Origin of the sequence: Roseateles sp. (assembly GCF_036486225.1) — a bacterium.
Taxonomy (GTDB): Bacteria; Pseudomonadota; Gammaproteobacteria; order Burkholderiales; family Burkholderiaceae_C; genus Roseateles.
In genome coordinates this window covers 1-16066 of sequence record NZ_DASVNZ010000002.1, presented here as the reverse complement: position 1 = coordinate 16066, position 16066 = coordinate 1, and the positions used below count along the sequence as shown (strand labels likewise).

At 67.8% G+C, this 16066-nt stretch carries 16 protein-coding genes; 8 read left to right on the top strand and 8 right to left on the bottom strand.

Annotated features, from left to right (window positions below; genetic code table 11):
• Together VF536_RS00085 and VF536_RS00080 are read left to right on the top strand one after the other, a co-directional pair.
• The coding region (locus VF536_RS00085) for a LysR substrate-binding domain-containing protein (RefSeq protein ID WP_331612713.1) at positions 1-222 on the top strand (222 nt) is incomplete at its 5' end.
• 183 nt (positions 223-405) lie between these two features.
• Complete coding sequence (locus VF536_RS00080) at positions 406-1395, top strand: tripartite tricarboxylate transporter substrate-binding protein (RefSeq protein WP_331612712.1); 990 nt, start codon at positions 406-408, stop codon at positions 1393-1395.
• Positions 1396-1434: 39 nt separating this feature from the next.
• Here the strand turns inward: VF536_RS00080 and VF536_RS00075 are convergent, their stop codons facing one another.
• Positions 1435-2094 (bottom strand): GntR family transcriptional regulator, encoded by a 660-nt coding sequence (locus VF536_RS00075; protein WP_331612711.1) that lies wholly within the window; start codon positions 2092-2094, stop codon positions 1435-1437.
• Between the two features lie 209 nt (positions 2095-2303).
• Here VF536_RS00075 and pcaC point away from each other — a divergent pair, with 209 nt between their 5' ends.
• The 5 genes from pcaC to VF536_RS00050 all read left to right on the top strand — a co-directional run bounded on the left by pcaC (position 2304) and on the right by VF536_RS00050 (position 6987).
• Positions 2304-2702, top strand: coding sequence for a 4-carboxymuconolactone decarboxylase (gene pcaC, locus VF536_RS00070; protein WP_067280375.1), 399 nt, complete (start codon positions 2304-2306; stop codon positions 2700-2702).
• A 12-nt stretch (positions 2703-2714) separates the two neighbouring features.
• Positions 2715-3596 carry an NAD(P)-dependent oxidoreductase gene (locus tag VF536_RS00065; RefSeq protein ID WP_331612710.1) on the top strand — a complete coding sequence of 294 codons (882 nt, stop codon included), beginning with the start codon at positions 2715-2717 and terminating at the stop codon, positions 3594-3596.
• Positions 3597-3600: 4 nt separating this feature from the next.
• The gene (locus VF536_RS00060) at positions 3601-4992 is read left to right on the top strand and encodes an NAD-dependent succinate-semialdehyde dehydrogenase (RefSeq protein WP_331612709.1); all 1392 of its coding nucleotides are present in this window, start codon (positions 3601-3603) and stop codon (positions 4990-4992) included.
• Between the two features lie 96 nt (positions 4993-5088).
• Positions 5089-6072, top strand: coding sequence for a tripartite tricarboxylate transporter substrate-binding protein (locus VF536_RS00055; RefSeq protein ID WP_331612708.1), 984 nt, complete (start codon positions 5089-5091; stop codon positions 6070-6072).
• Positions 6073-6183: 111 nt separating this feature from the next.
• Positions 6184-6987: a GNAT family N-acetyltransferase gene (locus tag VF536_RS00050; protein WP_331612706.1), complete on the top strand. Its 804-nt coding sequence runs from the start codon at positions 6184-6186 to the stop codon at positions 6985-6987.
• Here the strand turns inward: VF536_RS00050 and VF536_RS00045 are convergent.
• The 3 genes from VF536_RS00045 to VF536_RS00035 form a co-directional block, all read right to left on the bottom strand.
• Entirely contained in the window at positions 6935-7639 is a 705-nt protein-coding gene (locus VF536_RS00045; RefSeq protein WP_331612705.1) for an SDR family oxidoreductase, read from the bottom strand. The two genes, VF536_RS00050 and VF536_RS00045, sit on opposite strands and share 53 nt — an antisense overlap.
• A 99-nt stretch (positions 7640-7738) precedes the next feature.
• Complete coding sequence (locus tag VF536_RS00040) at positions 7739-8380, bottom strand: TetR/AcrR family transcriptional regulator (RefSeq protein ID WP_331612704.1); 642 nt, start codon at positions 8378-8380, stop codon at positions 7739-7741.
• A gap of 116 nt (positions 8381-8496) precedes the next feature.
• Entirely contained in the window at positions 8497-9363 is an 867-nt protein-coding gene (locus VF536_RS00035; RefSeq protein ID WP_331612703.1) for an NAD(P)H-binding protein, read from the bottom strand.
• 111 nt (positions 9364-9474) lie between these two features.
• On the opposite strand from VF536_RS00035, the gene VF536_RS00030 reads away from it, so the two are divergent.
• Entirely contained in the window at positions 9475-10218 is a 744-nt protein-coding gene (locus tag VF536_RS00030; protein WP_331612702.1) for a TetR/AcrR family transcriptional regulator, read from the top strand.
• Positions 10219-10249: 31 nt separating this feature from the next.
• Here the strand turns inward: VF536_RS00030 and VF536_RS00025 are convergent, their stop codons facing one another.
• From VF536_RS00025 to dnaA, 4 genes are all read right to left on the bottom strand, one after another.
• Positions 10250-10828 (bottom strand): DUF3617 domain-containing protein, encoded by a 579-nt coding sequence (locus VF536_RS00025; RefSeq protein ID WP_331612701.1) that lies wholly within the window; start codon positions 10826-10828, stop codon positions 10250-10252.
• Positions 10829-11142: 314 nt separating this feature from the next.
• Positions 11143-13671, bottom strand: a complete 2529-nt coding sequence (gene gyrB / locus VF536_RS00020) for a DNA topoisomerase (ATP-hydrolyzing) subunit B (protein WP_331612700.1) — start codon at positions 13669-13671, stop codon at positions 11143-11145.
• Positions 13672-13788: 117 nt separating this feature from the next.
• On the bottom strand, positions 13789-14913 hold the full coding sequence (gene dnaN, locus VF536_RS00015; RefSeq protein WP_331612699.1) for a DNA polymerase III subunit beta: 1125 nt from the start codon (positions 14911-14913) through the stop codon (positions 13789-13791).
• A gap of 70 nt (positions 14914-14983) precedes the next feature.
• A partial coding sequence (gene dnaA, locus VF536_RS00010; RefSeq protein ID WP_331612698.1) for a chromosomal replication initiator protein DnaA occupies positions 14984-16066 on the bottom strand: 1083 nt, incomplete at its 5' end.

Genomic DNA, 16066 nt, shown 5'->3' with positions numbered 1-16066 from the left:
GCGTCGGTGCTGCGCACGATGGCGCTGGACGGCCGCGGCGTGGCCTGGCTGCCGAAGATCCTCATCGGCGAGGACCTCGCCGCCGGGCGCCTGGTGGTCGCCGGGGGCACGGACTGGCACCTGGACCTCGACATCCGGCTGCATCGCGATCGCGGGGCCATGGGCGCGGCGGCTGAGACGTTCTGGACGGCGGCCGCCGGCGAGGGCGGCGTGTCGGCCTGAGTCACGGATGAACTCCGCATGAACGCGGGCGCCGTGCAGCGCCCCGGCGGTGCCGGCGCGGCATCAAAGCCAACAAATCCGGCATTGGTGTGAAGCGGCACGGATCTCGATGATCGGCATGGGCCGGGGCGGTCGCCTCGGACAGAGCCACAGATCCCATCAGAGGACATCGAGGAGACACGCATGGACAAGATCCGCAGGCGGCTGGCGCTGACCGGCATCGCGGTGGCGTTGGGCGTCGTGACGACGCTGGCGCGGGCCGAATTCCCGGACAAGCCGGTGACGCTGATCGTGCCGTTCGCGGCGGGCGGGCCGTCGGACAAGATCGCCCGCGACCTGGCCGAGGCGCTGCGCAAGAAGCTCGGGCAGACCGTGATCGTCGAGAACGTCGGCGGCGCGGGCGGCACGCTGGGCACCTCGCGCGTGGCCAAGGCACCGCCCGACGGCTACACGCTGCTGGTGCACCACATCGGCTTCGCGACCGCGCCGTCGCTCTACCGCAAGTTGCCCTACCAGGGCATCAACGACTTCGCCTTCCTCGGCCTGATCAACGAGGCGCCGTCCACGCTGATCGCCAAGCCGACGATGCCCGCGAAGACCTTCGACGAACTGCGCAAGTTCATCGCCGCCGATCCGTCGAAGATCAACCTGGCCCATGCCGGCGTGGGCTCCGCGTCGCAGTTGTGCGGGCTGATGCTGCAGTCGGCGCTGAAGACCAACCTGACCTCGGTCCCGTACAAGGGCACCGGCCCGGCGATGACCGACCTGATGGGCGGCCAGGTCGACATCATGTGCGAGCAGGCCACCAACGCCGTGCCGCAGATCGAGGGCGGCAAGGTCAAGGCCTACGCGGTGACCAGCACGCAGCGGATGACGCTGCCGGCGCTGGCCGCATTGCCGACGCTGTCGGAGGCCGGCCTGAAGGACTTCAGCGTCACCGTCTGGCACGGGCTCTATGCGCCCAAGGACACGCCCGCGCCGGTGCTCAAGAAGCTCAACGACGCGCTCAAGGCGGCGTTGAAGGACCCGGACCTGATCAAGCGCTCGGAGGCGCTGGGCATCAGCGTCGTCAATGACGGCCGACTGGAGCCGGCCGGCCACAAGCACTTCGTCGAGACCGAAGTCGCGCGCTGGAAGAAGGTGATCGAGGCGTCGGGGCAGTACGCCGATTGAGGCCCGATGCCGCCGCTTCCGAAGGAGCGGCGGCGGCGCTCAGCCCATGCTGCGGAGCACGTTCTCCGCCGCCTGCTTCACATGCTCGCCGCACAGCCGCGCGGCGAGCTCGCCGTCGCGCTGCTCGATCGCCGTGACGATCGCATCAAGTTCCCGCAGCGTCTCGGGCAGCCGTCCCGGCTGCGCCATCGAGATGCGGCGCAGTACCGTCACCCGGTTGTTGAGCTGCTTCAGCATCTGTCCCGCCACGGTGTTGCCGCAGCCCTCGACCAGGATGTCGTAGAACTGGTTCTTGATCGTGAGGATCCGGGCCCGGTCGCCCGCGGCATGCGCCTGCGCCAACTCGCTCAGCTTGGCGCGCAGCGCCGCCTGCTGCGCATCCGACGCATTCATCGCGAAGCCGCGCCCGGCCAGGCTCTCCAGGCTGGCCCGGACCTCGTAGATCTCGCGCACCTCGTCGCGGGAGATGCTGGTCACCTCCGGCCCGCGGTGCGGAATGATCGTGATCAGCCCCTCCGCCTGCAGATGCTGCAGCGACTCCCGCACGCAGGAACGGCTGACGTCCAGGCTCTCGCAGAGCTCCCGCTCGGACAGCTTCTGGCCCGGCGCCAGCACGCCGTCCAGGATGGCGGTGCGCAGCGCCTGCGTGGCGCGCTGGCGCAAGGACGTCTCTTCCCGGGCTACTTTCACGAGGCTCATGGGCCGGATCCTACCTGTGGGCGGGCGATGGCCGGACGTCCGGATCACCCGATGTTCATACAGACGGATTGTCATACAACACGTCCGCGCTCCTTTCAATCCACGTATTCCCAATGTCAGATTGTCAGACAATCAGCCACCATTGGCCCATCGACGGATCGCCACGGTCCGTCCCGTTCCACCTCACCCCCATTCACCAGGAGTTTCCGATGACCCGTGCGTACGCCCCGAAGAACCAGGCCCTGTTCGACCAAGGGCTCTCGACCCGGCGCGAAGTCCTCGGCGCCGAGTACGTCGACAACTCGATCAAGAACGCGACCGACTTCAACATCGACATGCAGGAGCTGGTCACGCAGTACTGCTGGGGCGACGTCTGGAACCGTCCGGGCCTGGACCGCCGCACGCGCTCCTTCCTGAACCTGGCCATGATCACCGCGCTGAACCGTCCGCACGAGCTGAAGCTGCATGTGCGCGGCGCCATCAACAACGGCCTGACGCGCGACGAGATCAAGGAAGTCTTCCTGCAGACGGCGATCTACTGCGGCGTGCCGGCGGCGATCGACTCGTTCCGGGTCGCCGCCGAGGTGTTCAAGGAAATGGACGCCTGAGGAGCCGCCGCCATGACCCGCATCGGATTCATCGGCCTGGGCATGATGGGCACGCCCATGGCCCACCTGCTGCACGCCGCCGGCCATGAGCTGGTCGTGCAGGACGCTCGGCCGGAGGTGGCCGCCGCCTTCGCCGACGCGCATCCCGGCGTCCGCATCGCCAGCGGAGCCGGCGCTCCCGGCGCTCCCGGCGATTACGCGGACTGCGACGTCCTCATCACCATGCTGCCGAACTCGGACATCGTCGACGCGGTCGTGGGGCCCTTGGCCTCGCAGCTCAAGCGCGGCGCCGTGGTGGTCGAGATGAGCTCGGCCGACCCCAACCGCACCCGCGCGCTGGCCGAGCGTCTGGCCGGCGCCGGCGTCACGCTGATCGACGCGCCGGTCTCGGGCGGCGTGAAGAAGGCGGTTGCCGGCACGCTGGCGATCATGGTGGGCGGCGACGTTCCCGCCTTCGAGCGCGTCCGTCCGGTGCTGGAGACGCTGGGCAAGGCCATCACCCACGTCGGACCGGTCGGCGCCGGCCACGCGTTGAAGGCGTTGAACAACTACGTCTCCGCCGCGGCGCTGATCGCCACCGCGGAAGCGATCCACGTCGGCGAGGCCTTCGGCATAGCCCCGGCCACGATCGTCGACGTGATCCAGGCCTCGACCGGGCGCAACAACACGACCGAGAACAAGGCCCACCAGTTCATGCTGAACGGCGCCTTCAACTCGGGCTTCTCGCTGGCGCTGCAGGCGAAGGACGTCGGCATCGCCGCGTCGCTGGGTCGCGCGATGGGACTGCCGATGGCGCTCGCGCAAGACGTGTACGCGATGACCGCCGAAGCCTCCGAATCGCTGGGCGCGGGTGCGGACCACACCGAGCTCTACCGCTTCGTAGGCAGGACCTGACGCGATGAGCGCTTCCTTCGACGTCGTCAATCCAGCGACCGGCGAGCGCGTCGCGCAGGTGCGCAAGGACTCCGCGCAGGACGCGCAGGCGGCCATCGAAGCGGCGCGCATCGCGCAGGTCGAGTGGCGTCGGCGCGGCGGTCACGCCCGCGCCGAGGTGCTGCAGCGCTGGTTCGAGCTGGTCATCGCGAAGACCGACGAGCTGGCGCGCATCATGGTCTCGGAGCAGGGCAAGCCGCTGGCGGAAGCGCGCGCCGAGATCGTTTATGCCGCGAGCTACATCCGCTTCTATGCGGAGGAGGCGCGGCGGCTGCATGGCGAGACGATCCCGGCCTCGTCGTCGGACCGCCGGCAGCTGGTGGTGCGCGAGCCCGTCGGCGTCTGTGCCGCGATCACGCCCTGGAACTTCCCGGCGGCGATGGTCACGCGCAAGGTCGCCCCGGCGCTTGCAGCCGGTTGCACGATCGTGCTCAAGCCTTCGGAGCTGACACCGCTGACCGCGTTGCGGCTTGCGGAACTGGCGCTCGAAGCAGGGCTTCCCGTCGGGGTGCTGAATGTCGTCGTTGGCGATGCCGTCGAGATCGGCGCAGTCCTCACGTCCTCGCCGACGGTGCGGATGCTCAGCTTCACCGGCTCGACGCCCGTGGGCCGGTTGCTGATGACGCAATGCGCGCCGACGGTGAAGAAGCTCGGCCTGGAACTCGGCGGCAACGCGCCGTTCATCGTCTTCGACGATGCGGATCTCGACGCCGCCGTGGAGGGCGCCATCGCCTCCAAGTTCCGCAACGCGGGCCAGACCTGCGTCTGCGCCAACCGGCTGTTCGTGCAGCGCGGCGTCTACGAGGCCTTCGCGTCTCGGCTCATCGAGCGCGTCCGCGCGCTGCGGACCGGCAACGGCCTGGACGAGGGCGTGACGCAGGGCCCGCTGATCAACGAGGCGGCGCGGCGCAAGGCGCTGTCGCACGTGCGGGATGCGCTCGATCGCGGCGCACGTCTGGGCATCGGCGGAGAAGCGGTCGACGGTCCCGGCTGGTTCATGCAGCCGACCGTGCTGCTCGACGTGAAGGCCGGCATGCGCTGCCTGGACGAGGAGACCTTCGGACCCGTCGCGCCGCTGGTGGCCTTCGACAGCGAAGCCGAGGCGATCGCCTGGGCCAATGCGAGCGAGTTCGGCCTGGCGAGCTACTTCTACTCGCGCGACGTGGCGCGCTGCTTCCGCGTCGCGGAGGCGATCGAGTCCGGGATGGTCGGCATCAACACCGGCGCGATCTCGAGCGAGACGGTGCCCTTCGGCGGCATCAAGCAATCCGGGCTGGGGCGCGAAGGCTCCCGGCACGGCCTGGACGAATACACCGAACTGAAGCTGATGAGCTTCGGCGGCATCGGCGCGGCCTGACGGCGCGCGCCGGAAGTTTTCCATTTCCTGCATCGACAGACACGCAGCGACCGGCGATGGACCGGAGGCGCACTTCCTTACCCCTTGGAGCGAGACATGCGAAAGATTGCGAAGAAGGTCCTGGCCGTCACGGTGACGGCGGTTTCGATGGCGGTGGCGACGGCGGCGTCGGCCGCGTATCCGGACAAGCCGATCACGATGGTGATCCCGTACGCGACGGGCGGCTCGACCGACGTGATCGGCCGGCTGATCGCCGAGGCGATGACGCGTGACCTGGGCCAGCAGGTGATCGTCGAGAACGCGGGCGGCGCGGGAGGCACGATCGGCACGGCGAAGGTGGTGCGTGCGCCAGCCGACGGCTACACGATCCTGCTGCACAACATGGGCATCGCGACGGCCCCGGCGTTATATCCGAAGCTCACCTTCGACGCCAACAAGGACCTGACGCCGATCAGCTTGGCGGGCGATGTGCCGATGATCCTGGTGGGCAACAAGGACTTCGCGCCCGCGACGGTCGCGGAGGTCATCAAGCAGATGAAGGCCAAGCCGGGCGAGGTGCGCTTCGCGCATGCCGGCGTCGGCGCGACCTCGCACCTCTGCGCGATGCTGTTCAGCCAGACCACGAACACGACGGTGACCATGGTGCCGTACCGCGGCACGGGTCCGGCGCTGCAGGACGTGATCGCCGGCAACGTCGACCTGATCTGCGATCAGCCGGTGGCGACGGGCCCTCACGTGGCCTCGGGCGCGCTCAAGGCCTACGCGATGGCGACCAAGGCGCGTGTGTCGCAGTTGCCGAACGTACCCACCTTCGCCGAGGGCGGCCTGCCGGGCTTCGAGCTCGCCGTCTGGCACGGCGTGTACGCGCCCAAGGGCACGCCGGCCCCGGTGGTCACGCGCCTGAACACAGCGCTGCGCCACGCGCTGGCGGATGCCAACGTCGTGAAGCGCTTCCAGGAGATGGGCGTGGTCCCGCCGCAGGGCGACCGGCTCAAGCCGCAGGCGCTCGGCGTGCAGACGGCGTCCGAGATCAAGAAGTGGGATCCGGTCATCAAGGCCGCGGGCGCAAAGGCGGAGTGATGCGCGGAAGCGGGCTTTGAGCGACGCGGCCGCCGGCGTGTCGTGAATGACCGCCGGCATGTCGCGGACGACCGTGGCGTCCGGCCCGCCGACCGCCTAGAGTCCAGGCGCATGAACATCGCGCCGACCTCTTCTGTCCCGACGCCGTCCAACGATTCGCTGCTCGATCATGTGGTCTGGCATGCGGTCACGGGGCGGCAAGCTTCGCTCGCTGCCGGGGAGGGCGACGCCTGGCGATTCGCGCCGGACGTCGGCCCCTTCGGTGCCGTGAGGCCCACGACGACTGGCACTTCCGCGCAGCTCGTTGAACTGCTTCGCATCGGGTCGCCCGTCGTGCTCGTGGTGGCGGAAGAGGAACGTCCGTTCGGCGGCCTCGTGCCGTTCAAGCGGGCGCCGGTCGATCAGATGGTGCTGGTGGATCCATCGGCGATGGCATCCGTGCCGGACATCGAAACGCTGACGATGAGCTCGGCCGACGTGCCGGACATCCTCGAACTCGTGCGCGCGACGCAGCCCGGCCCTTTCGGGCAACGCACCCTCGAGCTGGGCCGCTACATCGGCGTCCGGCTGGAGCGGCGGCTCGTGGCGTTGTCGGGCGAGCGGATGAAGGTCCCCGGCTTCACGGAGGTCAGCGCGGTCTGCGTCGACCCGTCGTGCCGCGGACGGGGCTTCGCGGCATCGCTGATGAAGGCGGTGGCGCAGGGCATCCTCGCCCGCGGCGAGACGCCCTTCCTCCACGTGTTCACCGACAACGTCACGGCGATCGCACTCTACGAGCGCCTGGGCTTCCGCCTGCGGCGCCGGTTCAGCGTGAACTTCTTCGACGAGCGTGCGCTCGTCGCAATCGATGCGCCCGATGCGCTCAATGCGCCATCGGATCCATCAGGTACACCCCGTCCGACAGCGCCTTCTTGACCTGGCGGGTCGAGTCGTCGACGGTGATCTCGACGGCGCCCTGCTCGATCTCGTCGAGCGAATGGCGGACCACGTCCTCGGGCCGGGCCTTGGGCACGTCGAAGTCGCGGATCATGTCCGTGTCGATGAAGCCGCCGTGGAAGCCGGCGACCAGCGTGCCCTGCGGCGCGAGTTCGGCGCGCAGGCTGTTGGTCAGCGCCCAGGCCGCGGCCTTGCTGACGCCGTAGGCGCCGAGCATCGGCGTGTTCACCCAGCTGAGGATGGACAGCATGTTCAGGATCGCGCCGCCGCCGTTGCGGCCAAGGACCGGCGCAAACGCGCGCGCGACGTGGAAGATGCCGAACAGGTTGGTGTCCAGCTGCTCGCGCAGGACGGTCTCGGCGTTGTCGCTCGCGATCCCGCCGACGCGGCCGATGCCGGCGTTGTTGATGAGCAGCGTCACGTCGCCGCAAGCACGCGCGGCGGCGGCGGCTTGTTCGGGCTTGGTCACGTCGAGCTGCACCGGCACGACGCCCGGCAGCGTGATGGTCGAGACGTCGCGCGCTGCGGCGTAGACCTTCTTCGCGCCGCGGGCCAGGGCCTGCTTGGCGAATTCGAGCCCGAGGCCCCGGTTCGCGCCGGTGATGAAGACGACGGCATCCTTGATCTGCATGGAACTTCCTTCTGCGCCGTGGCGCGTTGGTTTGATATGACGAGCGTCATATTCGTGGGCAAAGAGAAGGGACCTGACGGTCCCCGATGGAAAGCGGAATCAGCGCGTCGGTCGGGCCGGCTTCGAGGCGGGCTTGGTGGGTTCAGCGGCTTCGGCGTGCTCGGCCAGCAGCGAGCGCTTCGTGCCGGCGAGGATGGCGAGCGCCTGGTCCCGATCGCCGACGGCGCGGGCCAACTGCAGCGCACCGATCAGCGTCGCGGCGATGGGCCAGGCGGCGTCGGGGGAAGCATCGGGCCCCAGCGCCTCGGCGACCATCCGCTGCAGGTTCAGGACAAGGCTGCGACCCTCTTCCTGGACGGCATTCGATTGACGGGGCATCTCCGACACCAGTGCGGCGACGGGGCATCCGCACTCGATGTTGTCGAGGCCGGCTTCATGCAGATAGGTTTCCACCAGCGCGCGGAACGGCGGGACGCCGGCGGCGAGGAGGCGCTCGACATGGCTCTGGTGGAGCGCCTGACTGTCCTGCCCGGCGCGCACCGAGGCGGCGATCAGCAGATCGTCGCGCGACGGGAAGTGCGCGTAGAAGCCGCCGTGCGTCAGCCCGGCCTGCTTCATCACATCGGCGACGCCCACGCCGTCGAAACCGACGCGGCGGACAGTGCGCGAGGCGACGTCGAGGATTCGGTCGCGGGATTCTTCCTTGCGGGTGGAGCGGGCAGAGGAGGACGGAGCGTTCATGGGAGCGGAGATTAATATGATGATCGTCATATGTCAATGCGCTCCATCGCACCCCGTCCGAGCCGACCTGCGAGATCGGGGGCTCGTCCTCCTTGCTGTCCTCGCTTGCTCGGGGCTCAGCTGCCGAGCTGTTGCGCGATCAGGTCCCGCATGCGGATCGGCGGGCGACCGAGCAAGCGCTCCAGGGCCGGATCGACCGTGGAGAACTCTCCCTGGCGCGCAGCCTCGTAGAACCCGAGCGAGATCGCCACGACCGCCGGCGGCAGACCCTTCTCCTCGAGCCTGGCCCGCAACGCGTCCACGGGATGGGTGCATCGGACCACGGGCTTGCCCATGAGGCTGGAGGCGATGGCCGCCAGGTCCGACAGGTCCAGCGCTTCCGGACCGGTGAGCGGCGAAGTCGGGCCGCTTTCGCGGGACGTGTCGATCAACACGCGCGCCGCGGCTTCAGCGAGGTCCGCATGGGCCGCCCAGGATACCGGCCCGTCGGCTGCGGTGTCGAAGGCGCCGGTCCGCATCCCTTCCGCCAGCATTGCCAGGCCGCTCGATCCGTAGAAACCGTTGCGCAGCGCGGTCCAGCTCAGCCCGCTGGCGCGAAGCGTGTCTTCGGTGGCGGCGTGCTCGTGCATCGGCGGAAAGGCGGAGTCATGGCTCACGGCCATGTGACTCGTGTAGACGACACGCTCGATCCCCGCGTCGCGCGCCGCGGCGAGGGCCACGCGATGCTGTCCGAGCGAGTCACCCCCGTAGGCCTTCGCATTCGAGGAGATCAGCAGGAGCTGCTTCGTTCCCTTGAAGGCGGACGCCAGGCTGGGCGGATCCGCGAAGTCTCCCTGGCGGACGTCGACGCCGAGCGCGGCGAGGTCCGCCAACGCGGCGGGGTTGCGGCTGACCGCGACGAGGCGCCCGACGGGCACCCGCTGCGCGAGCTGATGAACGATGGCGCGGCCAAGCTTTCCGCTGGCTCCGGTGACGACGAACATGGCTGATCCAATCGATGTTTCCGTTGATAACAGTCAGATGATGCCATTGATACATCAGAGATAGCAAGCGACTGTTATCGGCGGAAACAACGTGAGGTATCGTGCGAGCCCATGAAACGAGTGCAGCCCGCAGGCGACGAACCGAGTCCCGCCGATCCCAGCCAGGCGGACATCAACCGGGCCCGGATCCTGGAAGCCGCCATGGTCCTGATCGACCGGGAGGGCCAGGAAGCGGCGACGACGCGCGCTGTGGCCGCCGCCGCGGGCGTGCAGGCGCCCACGATCTACCGGCTGTTCGGCGACAAGCGGGGGCTGCTGGACGCCGTGGCGGTGCATCGGCTGAACACCTACGTTGCCGAGAAGTCGACGCGGGTCCCGGATCCCGACCCGCTGGAGGAGCTGCGCGCAGGGTGGGATCTGCACGTGGCCTTCGGTCTCGCGCATCCGGCGCTGTTTGCGATCTTGAGTGGGCAGGGCACCGCCGGCGCCACGGCGCAGATCGCGCAGGCGGGGCTGGAGGTCCTGCAGAAGCGAGTGCGGAACCTGGCGCTGGCAGGCCGGCTGAAGACCAGCGAGGCGCGCGCAATCGACCTGATCAAGTCGGCCGGGACAGGCACGGTGATGACCTTGCTGACGCAGCCGGAGGGCGAGCGTGATGCCGGGCTGTCTACCGCCGCCCGCGAGGCGGTCATCGCTGCCATCACAGGGGAGGCGGGCGCCGTGTCGGATGCGGGACCGAGCGCAGCGGCGGCGGCGCTTCGGGCGTCGCTGGATCAGACGGCGGCGCTGAGTGCCGGTGAGCGCCTGTTGCTGGGCGAGCTGCTCGATCGCATCGCCCGGGGCTCACGGGACTGAGGGGCTGCCCCGGAGCGGATGCCCGGAGCGTTCAGCGCATCAGTTCCGCCAGCGACGGATCCACGCCCGGCGGCGGCGAGTCGCAGTCGCTCCCGATCCACTTGTGCACGGAGGACGAGTCATAACTCAGCGGCTGGCCTTGCGCGGTCGAGCCCTTGAACGAGACCTTCACGGTGGCGGTCGACTTGTCCTTGACCTCGTAGGTGCCGACGCCGGAGCCGCTGACCATCTCGCTCTTGCAGCTCATCGTGAAGGTGCCGCTGGACGCATCGGCGGGTTTGAGCTGCGTGGTGCATTGCTCGACGCTCTCGGGCTTGGGGAGCGCGAACTCGGCGGACTTCTGGCAGTCCAGGTGAGGACTGCCGCCCGCGGGCAGACCGAGCTTGGCCATCGCGGCGGACAGGCTGCTCTTCTGCTGCGCGGTGAGCGCGCCCTTGATGTCGAAGATCGTCGGCATCTTGCGGCCGTTGAGCGTGTTGACGCTCGCGCTGGCCCACAGGCCGGGCTTGACGCTGATCGACTGGGCCTGGACAGGCGGCGTCGCGGCCAGCAGGCCGAGCGACAGGGCGATCAGGGAAAGGGACGCTGAACGGAAGGCGGTAGCGCGCATGCAGATGACCTCGAGGATGTCCGGGGAGGACGACGAGGACAGTCTATGGAGCGCTACTGCCTCAACAGCGCACCTCTGAACCCTTCACAGGGGGCGCGCATGACGGAGGTCATGTCGACCTCAGGCCCTTCGCTGAGTCAGCAACAGGCGTCTGATGAACTGACCGGCATTTCCGGATGGTTGAGCCCTCGATCCGCGCTGGATCCTGCACAACGCCTTGCCCGCAAAAGTAGAAATGGCCCATCCCGCAAGAGATGAGCCATGTCGTCAAAGCAGCGCGGGCGCTGCTGGATGCCTGATCGGCGGGCCGACGATCACACGTCGATGTTCGCCGCCCTCAGCGCGTTCTGCTCGATGAACTCACGGCGCGGTTCCACCTCGTCGCCCATCAGCATCGTGAACACGCGGTCGGCTTCGATCGCGTCCTCGATCTGCACGCGCAGCAGGCGGCGGACCGTCGGGTCCATCGTCGTTTCCCATAGCTGCGCGGGGTTCATCTCGCCCAGGCCCTTGTAGCGCTGGCGGCCGACGCTGGACTCGGCCTGCGTCATCAGCCACGCCATCGCGGCACGGAAGTCCGCGACCTTGCTTTCCTTGGCCTTCTCGCCCTCGCCCTTGCGGATCACGGCTTCCTCGCCCACCAGACCCTTGAAGGTCTTGCCGGCCTCGGCCAGGACCTCATAGTCCGCGCCGTGCACGAAGTCCGTCGTGATGATGCTCGAGCGCACGTTGCCGTGGTGACGGCGGCTGATGCGCAGGAACTGCTTGTCGGTGCGCGGATCGACTTCCGCATGCACCGCCGCGTCGTGCAGCGCCACTTGCAGCGCCGTCGCCGAGATGTCCGCCGCTTCCTTGGTGTCCAGGTTGAGCGCCAGGCCCGAGGCCAGCAGGTGCAGCGCCTCGCCGTCCATCCAGGCCGACAGGCGCTCGATCACGTTCTGCGCCGCCACGTACTGGCGCGCCATCGTCTCGAGTTCCTCGCCCTTGAGCACCGGGCCCGTGCCCACGCCGGCCGTGTGCAGTTCGGCGTCGTTCAGCGCGACCTTCAGCAGGAAACCGTCCAGCTCGTGGCCGTCCTTCAGGTACTGCTCGTGCTTGCCGACCTTGACCTTGTACAGCGGCGGCTGCGCGATGTAGATGTGACCGCGCTCCACCAGCTCCGGCATCTGCCGGTAGAAGAAGGTCAGCAGCAGCGTCCGGATGTGCGCACCGTCCACGTCCGCGTCGGTCATGATGATGATGCGGTGGTAGCGGAGCTTCTCGGGGTTGAAGTCGTCGCTGCCCGCGCCGCGGCCGATGCCGGTGCCCAGCGCCGTGATCAGCGTGATGATTTCATTGCTGGTCAGCAGCTTCTCGTAGCGCGCCTTCTCGACGTTCAGGATCTTGCCGCGCAGCGGCAGGATGGCCTGGAACTTGCGGTCGCGACCCTGCTTGGCGGAGCCGCCGGCGGAGTCGCCCTCCACGATGTAGATCTCGCACAGCGCCGGGTCCTTCTCCTGGCAGTCCGCCAGCTTGCCCGGCAGGCCCATGCCGTCCAGCACGCCCTTGCGGCGCGTCATCTCGCGCGCCTTGCGCGCCGCCTCACGCGCACGTGCGGCTTCGACGATCTTGCCGCAGATGATCTTGGCGTCGACCGGGTTCTCCAGCAGCCAGTCCGTCAGCTTGCTCGCGACGACTTCTTCCACCGGACCGCGCACTTCGCTTGACACCAGCTTGTCCTTGGTCTGCGAACTGAACTTCGGCTCCGGCACCTTGATGCTGATCACGCAGGCCAGGCCTTCGCGCATGTCGTCGCCGGTGACGTCGACCTTGGCCTTCTTGGCCAGCTCGTTGTCCTCGATGTACTTGTTGATCACCCGCGTCATCGCCGCGCGCAGACCCGTCAGGTGGGTGCCGCCGTCGCGCTGCGGGATGTTGTTGGTGAAGCAGAGGACGCTCTCGTTGAAGCCGTCGTTCCACTGCATCGACACCTCGACACCGACGTTGGTGTTCTGGTCCGACAGCTTGTCGCCCTGCGCGTGGAAGATGTTCGGGTTGAGCGGCGTCTTGCCCTTGTTGATGAACTCGACGAAGCCGCGCACGCCGCCCGCGAAGGCGAAGTTGTCTTCCTTGTTGTTGCGCTCGTCGACCAGGCGGATCTTCACGCCGTTGTTCAGGAACGAGAGCTCGCGCAGGCGCTTGGCCAGGATGTCGTAATGGAACTCGGAGTTCTGCGTGAAGATCTCCGTGTCCGGCAGGAAGTGCACCTCGGTGCCGCGCTTGTCGGTCTCGCCGACGATCTTCATCGGGCTGGTCTCGACGCCGTCGCGGACCTCGATCACGCGGTCCTGCGGGAAGCCCTTCTTGAACTCCAGCTGATGGACCTTGCCTTCGCGGCGCACGATCAGGCGCAGCGTCTTGGACAGCGCGTTCACGCAGGACACGCCCACGCCGTGCAGGCCGCCCGAGACCTTGTAGCTGTTCTGGTTGAACTTGCCGCCGGCGTGCAGTTCCGTCAGCGCGATCTCGGCCGCCGAGCGCTTGGGCTCGTGCTTGTCGTCCATCTTCACGCCGGTCGGGATGCCCCGGCCGTTGTCGATGACCGAGATCGAGTTGTCCGTGTGGATCGTGATGACGATGTCGTCGCAGTAGCCGGCCAGCGCCTCGTCGATGGAGTTGTCGACGACCTCGAACACCAGGTGATGCAGACCCGTGCCGTCCGAGGTGTCGCCGATGTACATGCCGGGGCGCTTGCGCACCGCCTCCAGCCCTTCCAGGATCTGGATGCTGGACTCGCCGTACCCCGCGCCGTCGTTCTGCGGCACAGGCGTCGGGGTGTTCTCAGGAGTGCTGTTATCGGTCATCAGTGGGTGTTCCAGGCCGCCCTGCGGCCGTTTGACTGTCTAGCTAGAGCCCCCGCTTGGCGGGGGCTGGGGGTGCGCCACGTTCCCGCTCCGAGGAGCGAAGGTCGCGGCGCGACCTTAGATCCGCATCGGCATCACGACGTACTTGAAGCCCGAATGTTCGGGGATGCTGAGCAGCGCGCTCGACGAGCTGTCGTTCAGATCCACGCGCACCATGTCCTGCGACATGTTGGCCAGCACGTCCATCAGGTAGGTGACGTTGAAGCCGGTCTCGATCTGGTCGCCGCCGTAGTCGATCTCCAGCTCTTCCTTGGCTTCTTCCTGCTCGGCGTTGCTCGACGCGATCGACAGCAGGCCCGGGTCGAAGGACAGGCGCACCGCCTTGAACTTCTCGCTGGTCAGGATCGCCGCGCGCTGCAGCGCGGCCAGCAGCGGTTGGCGGCCGATCAGCACGTGGAAGCGGTGGTTCTTCGGGATGACGCGGTTGTAGTCGGGGAACTTGCCCTCGACCAGCTTGGTCACGAACTCCATGCCGCTGAAGCTGAACTTGGCCTGGTTGCCGGCGAAGCGCATCTCGATCGGCGCGCTCTCGTCGTCGCCCTTGCCGCCGTCCTTCAGCAGACGCATCAGTTCCAGCACCGTCTTGCGCGGCAGGATGACTTCCTGCTTGGGCATCTCGGTGTCGGTCTCCGCCTGGGCCAGCGCGAGGCGGTGGCCGTCGGTCGCGACCAGCGTCAGCATCTTGCCTTCGGCCACGAACAGGATGCCGTTCAGGTAGTAGCGGATGTCATGCACCGCCATGGCGAAGTGCACCTGGTTGATCAGGCCCTTCAGCGTCTTCTGCGGCACGTTGAACGCGGGCCCGAAGTCGGCGGCCTCCTGCACCAGCGGGAAGTCGTCCGATGGCAGCGTCTGCAGCGTGAAGCGGCTCTTGCCGCCCTGCAGCGTCATCTTGCTCTGGTTGGACGTCAGGCTCACCGTCTGGTCCGACGGCATCGAGCGCAGGATGTCGATCAGCTTGCGCGCGCCGATGGTCGTGGAGAAGTCGCCGTCGTCGCCGTCGAACTCGACCGTGGTGCGGACCTGGATTTCCAGGTCGCTCGTGGTCAGCTCGACCTGCCGGCCCTGCTTGCGGACCAGCACGTTGGCCAGGATGGGCAGCGTGTGGCGCCGTTCCACGATGCCGGACACGGCCTGCAGCGCGGCAAGCACTTTGTCCTGGCTGTCTTTCAACACGATCATGTCAACCTCTCTCCACTGTTGGCTGTACGGGCGAACGCGGCATTTTCGCTGAAGGCGAAGGCGTTTTTCCTCATCCTTTCAGCGTTTGCTCCAGGACGTGCAACTGCTGGTTCAACTCGGTGTTCTTCTGGCGCTCGCCGCCGATCTTGCGGACCGCGTGCAGCACCGTGGTGTGGTCGCGGCCGCCGAACAGTTCGCCGATCTCCGGCAGGCTCTTCTGCGTCAGTTCCTTGGCCAGGTACATCGCGATCTGGCGCGGGCGGGCGATGCTCGCCGGGCGCTTCTTCGAGTACATGTCCGCGACCTTGATCTTGTAGAAGTCGGCCACGGTCTTCTGGATGTTCTCGACCGAGATCTGCCGGTTCTGGATCGACAGCAGGTCCTTCAGCGCCTCGCGCGCCAGCTGGATGTTGATTTCCTTGTGCGAGAAGCGGCTGTAGGCCAGCACCTTGCGCAGCGCGCCTTCCAGCTCGCGCACGTTGGCGCGCACGTTCTTCGCGATGAAGAAGGCCACGTCCTCGGGCATGGGCGCGCTTTCGGCCTCGGCCTTCTTGATCAGGATCGCGACGCGCATCTCGAGCTCCGGCGGCTCGATGGCCACCGTCAGACCGGCGTCGAAGCGGCTGGTCAGGCGTTCGTCGATGTCCACCAGGCCCTTCGGGTAGGTGTCCGACGTCATGATGATGTGGGCGCGCTTGGCCAGCAGCGCCTCGAACGCATTGAAGAACTCTTCCTGCGTCCGGTCCTTGCCGGCGAAGAACTGCACGTCGTCGATCAGCAGCAGGTCCAGCGAGTGGTACTTGGCCTTGAGCTCGTCGAAGGTCTTGCGCTGGTAGTTCTTGACGACGTCCGAGATGAACTGCTCGGCGTGCAGGTACAGCACGCGGGCGTCGGGGCGGTCCTTCAGCAGCGCGTTGCCGACGGCGTGGATCAGGTGGGTCTTGCCCAGGCCGACGCCGCCGTAGATGAACAGCGGGTTGTACATCTGGCCCGGCGCGCCGGCGACGTGCAGCGCGGCGGTGCGCGCCATCTGGTTGGCGCGGCCCGGCACCAGGGTGTCGAAGGTCAGGCTCGTGTTGATGCGGTGGCGTGTGGCGCTCGGCGGCAGGTTGGCCGGGACGCTGGGTGCCGCGCCGCCCTGGATCAGGCTGGC

What these genes read in the sequence shown, in the direction of transcription:
- VF536_RS00080 (WP_331612712.1), top strand. Translation starts at nt 406, where the DNA reads ATGGACAAGATCCGCAGGCGGCTGGCGCTGACCGGCATCGCGGTGGCG.
- VF536_RS00075 (WP_331612711.1), bottom strand. Translation starts at nt 2,094, where the DNA reads ATGAGCCTCGTGAAAGTAGCCCGGGAAGAGACGTCCTTGCGCCAGCGC.
- pcaC (WP_067280375.1), top strand. Translation starts at nt 2,304, where the DNA reads ATGACCCGTGCGTACGCCCCGAAGAACCAGGCCCTGTTCGACCAAGGG.
- VF536_RS00065 (WP_331612710.1), top strand. Translation starts at nt 2,715, where the DNA reads ATGACCCGCATCGGATTCATCGGCCTGGGCATGATGGGCACGCCCATG.
- VF536_RS00060 (WP_331612709.1), top strand. Translation starts at nt 3,601, where the DNA reads ATGAGCGCTTCCTTCGACGTCGTCAATCCAGCGACCGGCGAGCGCGTC.
- VF536_RS00055 (WP_331612708.1), top strand. Translation starts at nt 5,089, where the DNA reads ATGCGAAAGATTGCGAAGAAGGTCCTGGCCGTCACGGTGACGGCGGTT.
- VF536_RS00050 (WP_331612706.1), top strand. Translation starts at nt 6,184, where the DNA reads ATGAACATCGCGCCGACCTCTTCTGTCCCGACGCCGTCCAACGATTCG.
- VF536_RS00045 (WP_331612705.1), bottom strand. Translation starts at nt 7,639, where the DNA reads ATGCAGATCAAGGATGCCGTCGTCTTCATCACCGGCGCGAACCGGGGC.
- VF536_RS00040 (WP_331612704.1), bottom strand. Translation starts at nt 8,380, where the DNA reads ATGAACGCTCCGTCCTCCTCTGCCCGCTCCACCCGCAAGGAAGAATCC.
- VF536_RS00035 (WP_331612703.1), bottom strand. Translation starts at nt 9,363, where the DNA reads ATGTTCGTCGTCACCGGAGCCAGCGGAAAGCTTGGCCGCGCCATCGTT.
- VF536_RS00030 (WP_331612702.1), top strand. Translation starts at nt 9,475, where the DNA reads ATGAAACGAGTGCAGCCCGCAGGCGACGAACCGAGTCCCGCCGATCCC.
- VF536_RS00025 (WP_331612701.1), bottom strand. Translation starts at nt 10,828, where the DNA reads ATGCGCGCTACCGCCTTCCGTTCAGCGTCCCTTTCCCTGATCGCCCTG.
- gyrB (WP_331612700.1), bottom strand. Translation starts at nt 13,671, where the DNA reads ATGACCGATAACAGCACTCCTGAGAACACCCCGACGCCTGTGCCGCAG.
- dnaN (WP_331612699.1), bottom strand. Translation starts at nt 14,913, where the DNA reads ATGATCGTGTTGAAAGACAGCCAGGACAAAGTGCTTGCCGCGCTGCAG.